This is a genomic window from Chitinispirillales bacterium, from assembly GCA_031254455.1.
Classification (GTDB): domain Bacteria; phylum Fibrobacterota; class Chitinivibrionia; order Chitinivibrionales; family Chitinivibrionaceae; genus WRFX01.
In genome coordinates this window covers 1-6606 of record JAIRUI010000061.1, presented here as the reverse complement: position 1 = coordinate 6606, position 6606 = coordinate 1, and the positions used below count along the sequence as shown (strand labels likewise).

The following is a 6606-nucleotide window of genomic DNA, read 5'->3' as shown; positions in this document are numbered from 1 at the left end:
TTTCGGCAAATTCATGCGCTTTATTTACAGCGTACGTTACGCCGCCTGCCGCCTTTATATGTGTATCTTTAATTAAAATCATGTCATAAAGTCCAAAACGGTGATTTTGTCCTCCGCCGTGAATAACCGCCTCTTTTTCCAAAAATCTGAGTAAAGGAGTTGTTTTTCTGGTGTCGATGATTTTTGCGTTAGTATGTCGTATTTTTTCGCAAAACGTATTTGTTTTTGTAGCGATCCCCGAAAGTCGCTGCAATAAATTCAATATTGTTCTTTCGGCGCCGAGAACAGCGCTGATTTTACCTTCTATTTTTGCAATTTCCGTTCCGGGGAAAATAGCGTCTCCGTCGGATTTGCATACTTTAACGGAACAATTTTCATCTAAATATTTGAATGAAGGGCTTATCAATTTTGTTCCGGATAAAATACCTTTTTCTTTAGATTTTATAATCGCTTTCGCCTGCGCATTTTTATCAAAAATCGCTTTTGTGGTAATGTCGCCTTCAAGAGAAAAATCCTCTGCGAATGTGTTTTTTAACAAAAAATTCAGTTTTTCGTCAAAATTCATTTTTTTTCGGCTTTACCCTTGTTTAAACTGTTTTTTGCGATAACGGACGGTTTTTTTGTAAGAAATTTCTGCTGCAAAATCTGCAAAAGGTTAGAAATCGTAAAATACAACGTAAGCCCTGCCGGAAAATTATTAAACATAACAAGCATAACAATCGGCATCATGTACACCATAGCCGCCTGATTTGGATCTTTTATCGTCATTTTGTTTTGAACAAACATAAGCCCTGCCATCAAAATCGGCAGAAACGCAAAATTATCTCCGTAAAAAGGAATTACAAACGGCAATTTAAATAAAACTTCCGATTGTGATAAATCTTGAACCCAAGGAAGAAAGAACGTTACTTCTCCGCGAAGTTCCACCGCTTTTCGCAAAACGATAAACAATGCTATCATTATAGGCATTTGTATTAGAATCGGAATACATCCGCCCAAACTCGCCATAGGATTTATACCTTCGGACTGATATAATTCGAGGATTTTCTGCTGCATAAGCTGCTTGTTGTCGGCGTATTTTTTCTGAATCGCTTGAATTTTTGGCTGAAGAACCTGCATTGCCGCCATAGAATTAATACTGCTCTGCGAAAGCGGATATGTAACTATTTTAAGCAAAAGCGTCAAAAGAATTATTGATATACCGTAGTCGCCGAATAGCTTCCCGAAGAAGTTCATAAACCATAAAACTCCTTCGCACAACGGAGGAAACCATAAATTAGCGCCGAAAAACCAAGCGTATCCTCTAAAAAGCGTTCTTTCAAGACCGACTTTTGCCTGCGTCAAATCGGAATGTTTCGCCGGCCCCAGAAATACATCGTATTCGACAAAATTTTCCGACGACACGGCTTTTTGCGGACGCTGTAAAATACTTATATCGTAATTAATATTTACAGGTTCAATTTTCGCCGTTTCATCTACAATGTAAGAAGATACGGATAAATCACGGTTTTTTTTGTCTTTCGGAATTATAACAAACGTAAAATATTTTGAGTTTAGAGCCATCCAGTCAAATTGCCCAGTCTGATTGTACGTATCGATTTTCTTCATTAAAATACGCTCGGTTTTATTTTTTTCGCGAGCGACTGAAACGACTCGTTCGGAATAAGGAATTGATTTATCGTCGTCCGTTTCACTCTCGGATATACCGCTTTTGAAAGATATTGAATGCCCGTCCGTTATTAAATTTGACCGAATAATAAAATTCAGGTAATAGGAATTTTCTTTTAACTCAAAGATTTTGCTCACCGCCTCGTCTCCAAGCATACAATCAAATTGCGCTATGTTTGCGCTTGGATTGCTATCGTTATAAACAAAGCCGGATTTTGACAAGTCGAAATTTGCAACCGTCGAAGTCAGTATTCCCAAATCGCCGTCTGAAATAAGGTTTACGAATTCTCCTTCTTTTACAAGACCTTTTCCGTATTTATATTTAAGCATTTGTGCAGAAATAATTTTTGCTCCGACTTCGGATATTTGCAACTGCAAAACATTGTTTGAAAGCGTAATAATTTTCTTTGGTTCCGTTTCTATAGTATCCAAAGTGTCCGAAATTTTTGATTCGTTAATAAATACATCCGAGATTTTATCGGATGTATTTACTGGAACGTCGGGGATTATCTCCGCTTGTTGCGCAACGGTTTGTTTCGTTTGACCGTATGGATATGGTTTCCCGATAATTTGATAATAGATCTTGGAATTAAAAAACCAAAACCCCGCAAGCAGTATTGCAAAAGCGAATAACGTTTCTTTTTTCATTTATGTCCCTCTTAATTATTTTTTTCCTTTATAACCGGATCGTAACCGGAAGTCCCAAACGGATGACATCTTAAAAGCCGTGATAGAATACGCACAACCGCTTCATGAAAAGGAAGCTCGATAATAGCGGCTTTAACGAAATGTGAACACGACGGAATGTGACGGCAAGTTCCGCTTGGAATACAGAAAACTCGTTTAAAGAACTGTATTAGAAAGTATATTGTATTTGCCGTCATTATCTTTAACTGTTTCATTACGCCATTTTCCGTAAAGTTTTTTTATTTCGCAAAACTCATGCTTACACCCCGGCTCCGGACGTATTAAAATATCGTAAAAGCATTCCTCGTCTTTAACTTCCGTGTTTACATACGCTTCTCTATAAATTCTCTTTATACGAACCCTTTGCGCCGAATTACCGTTTTTGCGAGATATTAATACGTTAAACCTATCCTGCATAAAATTATTTTTTTCATACAAAACAACAAAAATATCGCATTTAAACTTTTTCCCGTTTCTAACAAGATACGAAATTTCTTTTTGTTTTTTCAGACGAAACCTTTTTTTGTATCTGTTCCTCACTTAATTCTAACAGAAACGGTTAAACGCTTGCGCCCTTTCGCCCTTCTTCTTTTAAGGACGTTTCTACCGGCTTTTGTAGCCATTCTCGCACGAAATCCGTGAGTGGTGGCTCTTTTTCTTTTAGACGGTTGATAAGTTCTTTTCATTATGTATATCTCCTTAAATATTGAATTTCACCACACAAATCGCAGGAAATATAGTATTTTCCATGCGTAAAAATCAATGATATTTCACAATAATTAGTAATTTTACAAACCGAAAGGATTTTTTGTAAATTATGGTAAAGAAAATGACGACGCAATCCCTGTGGGAAAACATTGTAAAATCGGCGATAGAAAAAAAATATTTTCAAGAAACGGCGATAGATAATTTGTTGCGTCCCCTTATCCCGATAAAATACATGGACGGAATTTTAGTTCTGGAAACAACGAACAATTTTGCGCCGCAAGTCCTGAACCACCGCTATCAGAAAAAACTTAACGAAATTGCAAAAGAATTTGATAAAAATTTTTTAAGCATGAAGTTTGTCGTTGCGGGTAAATCCGAAGAAGCGCGGGCAAAAGATATTTATTACGCAGAAATCGAGCAAACGGCTTCAAAAATCAAAAAAAACGTTTCTTTTTCGCATCCTATAAACCGGCAATACACTTTTGACGAATTTATTGAAACTTACGAAAATCGGCTCGTTGCCGCAAGCGCACGCGGAATTGCCAATGCGCCGGGTAAAATTCAAAATTATAATCCTTTTTTTATATATGGTAAATCGGGTGTCGGAAAAACTCACATAATTCATGCCATTGCAAACGAAATAGCGAAAAATAAGCCGGAAACTAATGTAATTTTGATGTCGGGTACCGAATTTTACAGAAGCTATTCCGCTCATTTAAACAGAAAGGCTTATTATGATTTTGAAAATATTTTTCAGAAAGCGAACATAATTATTTTCGACAACATTGACGAATTGGCGGGGAAAGATGAAGCGCAGATAGAATTATACAAAATATTTAATATGTTTCATCAGCAAAAAAGACAGATGGTTATCACGGCAAGCTGTGCGCCTGCGGAACTTATAAATATTCACGAAAGGATTATTACGCGGCTTCAATGGGGACTTGTCGTTAAACTCGACATGCAAAATCAGGAAACACGGGCGGCTATTCTTGTAAATATGGCGCAAAAATCTAAGATTAAACTTTCAAACGAAGAGGTCGCTTACATTGTAGATAATTGTTCGGAGAATATTCATGAACTGCAAGGAATTATCGCCAATATCGCAGTTTCCACGTCAATCAATAAAACAATTATGATTCAAGACGCTATTCAAGATGCGTTACAAAACAAAAGGTTGGAACCTATAAAAGGATATTTTCCGCCCAAAACGATTTTAAATACGATCTGTTCGTACTACAAAATAGATTTGAAGGAGTTAAAATCTAAAAGTAGAATCGCACATATCGCTTACGCACGGCGGGTCGCGGCATATTTTCTCAAAAAACACACGCCGCTTTCTCTGCACTCGATAGGCGCCGAATTAGGCGGAAAAAATCACAGCACTATTCTGCATTCCATTAAAGAAGTAAAAAACAAAATAGCAAACGACGATAAATTTTCCAAAGAATTAAAAGATATAAGCGATATTCTTGTAAGAAGTTAGAGAGGTAATAATATATGGAAAAAAAATTCGATAAGTTTTTAACGACAAAAAGATTTAGGGAATCGCATATTTCAACAAACGATTACAGAAATTCTTTTGAGAACGATTTTACCCGCGTTATTTTTTCATCCGCATTTAGAAGATTACAGGATAAAACACAGGTTTTTCAACTTGACAAAGGCGATTTCGTGCGAACCCGTTTGACGCATTCGCTTGAGGTGTCGTCGTTGGGGCGTTCCATAGGTCTTTCCGTCGAAAAGAAACTTATTGAACTTGGGGTTTTAAGCGAGAATATGACAGGTTATATCCCGTCGATTTTGGCGACGGCAGGACTTGTACACGATTTGGGGAATCCGCCGTTCGGACATTTCGGAGAGGATTCGATACGCTGGTTTTTCAAAGAATATTTTAATAAGAATCCGAATATCGCCAACGAATTGAATGAACAGCAGAAAAACGATTTTATATTTTTTGACGGAAACGTTCAAACATTTCGGGTTTTACGTACGCTTCATTATGTAAGAGACCGCGACGGAATGAATTTAACCCATGCGGTTCTTGCAACTTTAATAAAATACCCGTACAATTCGATTGAAGGCAATAAAAAAGGCGCAGAACTTCCCCGTAAAAAATTCGGTTTCTTTTCTTCGGAAGAGAACGACTATCGTGATATTCAAAAAGTATTCGGTTTATCCGCAAGATTTCCGCTTACTCCTCTCTTAGAAGCGGCGGACGATATCGCTTATTGTGTCGCCGATATTGAAGACGCCTGCAAAAAAGGTATTTTGACGAAAGAAATTTTAGTGGAAAATTTATCTAGAGAATTGGACGATATGTTCCTTTCGCCGCAAGAAAAAGAATTCGCTTTGTTAAAAAATTTTATACACAACTATGACGATATGTCGTCGTCATATAAGAATCGTTTGGAAATCGCGATTCAACAATTTAGAATAATGGCGCAGTCGTTTATGATTGATGCGGCGGTCGAAGAATACTGTAATAACGTTAACGATATTATCGAAGGGAAATACAATAAGGACATATTGGGAAATTCGTATTGTGCAGCCACAAGCAAAGCGTTAAAAAAGATCGGCACGGAAAAGATTTTTAAGCACAAATCGATTTTAGAAAATGAAATTATCGGATTTAACACGATAAATTATATTTTAGAAAAATTAATTCCCGCAGTTTTGTCTGAAGGTAAAGGCGATTGGTCGGTTTCAAACAGAATTTATGAAATGATATCGTCAAACTATAGATTCATTTATGAAACATTCTCGAAACGTTCAATTTATAATCGAATGCAACTCGCCGCCGATTATGTGTGCGGAATGACAGACAATTTCGCATTGAAATTATACCAAAAATGGCAAGGATTGCTGAATAGATAAGGAGATTTTATGAGTATGTTATTAACGGAATGGAATTGGGATGACGCTCTGCGCGTTCAGAAAGAAGAAGGAATGCGGCAAGGAATGAAAAAACTACTTGAACTTCTTGAGCAAGGCGTTTCTATTACGGAAGCGAAAAAGAAACTCGATTTTGGATAATATTCGTAATACGTCAAGGCGCAGGCGAGTAAGGTTGTGCAATGTTACAGATAAAAAATAAAAACCGCCGCTTGAGAAATTGAGCGGCGGTTTTTATGTTTGACTCTTTCAAATTTTCTTCATATTCTTTCATAACAATAAATTATTTTACAGATACCAGAAAGTATGAGATGCTGGAATTTTGTTTCCACATTTCGTTTATATTTTATTTCTCAATAAAGAGAGGCAAAGCCACCTTTGTTTATAGGTTGTTCTGCCTATCCCTCTCTTTATTAAAATATGGGCATATTCATACTTTCTGGTAAAAACTATGATTATGGGCAGAGCGGCCTTTTCTTGTTTTACCGCAAAAAAGTCTCTTCTCTTTCCCGTAATTCATAATGTTTTAGGAAACAATAGTGTTTCAAAATATACAGTGATCTGCTAAAACTTAACAGAAGGAGTTATAATATGCAGTTAAAAAGAATGATTGGAGCGTTTGCAATGTCAAGCGCAGTGATGTTGATT

8 protein-coding genes are annotated in these 6606 nt (G+C 36.7%); 3 read left to right on the top strand and 5 right to left on the bottom strand.

The window, feature by feature from the left end:
• The 5 genes from nadC to rpmH form a co-directional block, all read right to left on the bottom strand.
• Positions 1–565: carboxylating nicotinate-nucleotide diphosphorylase (gene nadC, locus LBH98_04320; protein ID MDR0303984.1), on the bottom strand; the 565-nt coding region annotated here is incomplete at its 3' end.
• Entirely contained in the window at positions 562–2316 is a 1755-nt protein-coding gene (locus LBH98_04315) for a YidC/Oxa1 family insertase periplasmic-domain containing protein (protein ID MDR0303983.1), read from the bottom strand. The genes LBH98_04315 and nadC, both read right to left, overlap by 4 nt.
• Positions 2317–2327: 11 nt before the next feature.
• A complete protein-coding gene (gene yidD, locus LBH98_04310; GenBank protein MDR0303982.1) occupies positions 2328–2552 on the bottom strand; it encodes a membrane protein insertion efficiency factor YidD in 225 nt (74 codons plus the stop codon).
• Entirely contained in the window at positions 2512–2895 is a 384-nt protein-coding gene (locus tag LBH98_04305) for a ribonuclease P protein component (protein ID MDR0303981.1), read from the bottom strand. Before LBH98_04305 ends, yidD begins: the two co-directional genes overlap by 41 nt.
• Positions 2892–3041 (bottom strand): 50S ribosomal protein L34, encoded by a 150-nt coding sequence (gene rpmH / locus LBH98_04300; protein MDR0303980.1) that lies wholly within the window; start codon positions 3039–3041, stop codon positions 2892–2894. Before rpmH ends, LBH98_04305 begins: the two co-directional genes overlap by 4 nt.
• Positions 3042–3172: 131 nt before the next feature.
• On the opposite strand from rpmH, the gene dnaA reads away from it, so the two are divergent.
• From dnaA to LBH98_04285, 3 genes are read left to right on the top strand one after another with little or no spacing between them, the layout of a single operon-like run.
• A complete protein-coding gene (gene dnaA, locus LBH98_04295) occupies positions 3173–4549 on the top strand; it encodes a chromosomal replication initiator protein DnaA (protein MDR0303979.1) in 1377 nt (458 codons plus the stop codon).
• A gap of 14 nt (positions 4550–4563) precedes the next feature.
• On the top strand, positions 4564–5940 hold the full coding sequence (gene dgt, locus LBH98_04290) for a dNTP triphosphohydrolase (GenBank protein ID MDR0303978.1): 1377 nt from the start codon (positions 4564–4566) through the stop codon (positions 5938–5940).
• A 9-nt stretch (positions 5941–5949) separates the two neighbouring features.
• Positions 5950–6099 carry a hypothetical protein gene (locus LBH98_04285; GenBank protein ID MDR0303977.1) on the top strand — a complete coding sequence of 50 codons (150 nt, stop codon included), beginning with the start codon at positions 5950–5952 and terminating at the stop codon, positions 6097–6099.
• Positions 6100–6606: the final 507 nt, after the last annotated feature.